Annotated in this window: 1 protein-coding gene and 2 pseudogenes; 2 read left to right on the forward strand and 1 reads right to left on the reverse strand. The window is 72.9% G+C overall.

Annotated features, from left to right (window positions below):
• A pseudogene (locus ABT116_RS43935) lies at positions 1-242 on the forward strand (hypothetical protein); the annotation flags it as partial.
• Between the two features lie 58 nt (positions 243-300).
• Here ABT116_RS43935 and ABT116_RS43940 read toward each other — a convergent pair.
• On the reverse strand, positions 301-1587 hold the full coding sequence (locus tag ABT116_RS43940) for a phosphatase PAP2 family protein (RefSeq protein ID WP_351646437.1): 1287 nt from the start codon (positions 1585-1587) through the stop codon (positions 301-303).
• 114 nt (positions 1588-1701) lie between these two features.
• On the opposite strand from ABT116_RS43940, the pseudogene ABT116_RS43945 reads away from it, so the two are divergent.
• A pseudogene (locus tag ABT116_RS43945) lies at positions 1702-1886 on the forward strand (hypothetical protein); the annotation flags it as partial.

Genomic DNA, 1886 nt, shown 5'->3' on the forward strand with positions numbered 1-1886 from the left:
GCTTGCCGGGCCCCGAGCCGGGCGTGGAGGGTGAGCTCGTCGGCCCGGGGTGGACGGTGAGCTTGCCGGGCCCCGAGCCGGGCGTGGAGGGTGAGTCGGTCGGCCCGGGGTGGACGGTGAGCTTGCCGGGCCCCGAGCCGGGCGTGGAGGGTGAGCTCGTCGGCCCGGGGTGGACGGTGAGCTTGCCGGGCCCCGAGCCGGGCGTGGAGGGTGAGCTCGTCGGCCCCGGGTGCGGAAGGTGAGCTTGCCGGGCCCGAGCCCGGGCGTGGAGGGCGAGCCGGCCGACCACGCCCCGGCGCCTCAGACCGCCGGTTCCGGTTGTGGTTCGGGGCGCGGCGCGGGGATCGACTTCGCCTCCCACAGCCTGGTGGTCCGCCGGTAGCCGTAGACCACCGAGGCCATCGCCAGCAGGAGCAGAGGCGCGAAGAGCCACGGGTACGCGGCCATCTCCAGCGGCAGGAAGCGGTAGGACGCGAGCAGCACAGCGAAGACCACCGTCCCGTAGCCGACCAGCCGGAGACCCGCCCGGTCCCAGCCGCGGTCGTACGTGCGCAGCGCCGCCTCGACCGTGTACGCGAACACCACGCCGGCGATGAGGTCCACGCCGTAGTGCCAGCCGAAGCCCAGCGTCGCGGCGAGGGTGGCGATCAGCCAGAACGTGCCGGCGAGACGCAGCGCGCGCGGTCCCCGGCGGGAGTGGATGAAGATCGTGGTGGCCCACGCCGTGTGCAGGCTGGGCATGCAGTTGCGCGGGGTGATCCCGTCGAACGGCATCGCGTACGGGGTGCTGATCGGCGGCAGGGTGTTCGGCCACAGGTTCGCCGCCGCCCAATGCCCGCCCTCGGGGCCGTAGGCGAACATCGGCCCGACCACGGGGTAGATCATGTAGACGGCCGGCCCGAGCACGCCGATCAGCAGGAAGGTGCGCACCAGGTGGTGGCGAGGGAAGCGCCGCTCGGCCGCCACGTTGCGCAGCTGGTACAGCGCCACACACACCGCGGCCACCGCGAGCTGGGCGTAGACGTAGTCGAGGGCGTGCTCGCCGACCGGGCCGCTCGCCCTGAGGAGCCGGCCCGCCAGCCACGACGGGTTGCCCAGCGCGTGATCGGCCATGGCGATGTACGGGTCGAGCACCAGCGGTCGGGTCTTCGACGTGATCAGCAGCCAGGTGTCCCCGGTCTTGCGGCCGGTCACCAGCAGGAGGCCCAGCCCCACGCCCTTCAGCATCAGGACGCGTTCCGGTCCGGTGCGGCGGGTGAGGGCGATGATCCCGCAGCCCAGGATCACCCACAGCGCGCCGTTGCCGAACGGATGGCCTTCGTCGGGATAGGCGCCGATCGCCCAGCGGACCAGCAGGAACACCAGGTCGATGCCGATCGCGGTGCCGAGGGCGACGAGCCGTTGCCGCCGGGTGAGCACCACCATCGTCAGCGCGAGGCTGGCGTAGAGCAGGAACCCGGACTTGGGGGCGTGGATCACCTCGCGTGCCTGCGTGGTGATCGGCCCCGGTATGCCGAGGTGGTACGCGGCGATCTGGAGGGCGACGAGGAACCCGAGAGTGATCACGCCTGCCGCGGCCCACAGCATCGCCCGCGGGTGCCGCCTCGCGGCGGAGGTGAACCGTTCTGTTCGGGAGGCTTCCCGCGACGCCGTCGTCGTCAATGTCTCGGCCGCTTCCAGATCGTGGTGGTCGGGGTGGGGGTGAGCCGGAGCCCGGACTACGACGTCCGCGGCTCTCGCCGCATCAGATACGCCGCTCCCGCCCCGGCGCCGAACAGCGCCCCCACCGACACCGCCGTCGCCAGCCAGGTCGCGCCCAGCCAGTGGGCGCTGCCCGCCGACTTCAACGCCGACGGATACGGGGACCTCGCCGTGTCGGTGTCGCG

The sequence above is a fragment of the Streptomyces sp. NPDC002130 genome, assembly GCF_040296465.1.
Taxonomy (GTDB): domain Bacteria; phylum Actinomycetota; class Actinomycetes; order Streptomycetales; family Streptomycetaceae; genus Streptomyces.

What these genes read in the sequence shown, in the direction of transcription:
- ABT116_RS43940 (WP_351646437.1), bottom strand. Translation starts at nt 1,587, where the DNA reads ATGCTGTGGGCCGCGGCAGGCGTGATCACTCTCGGGTTCCTCGTCGCC.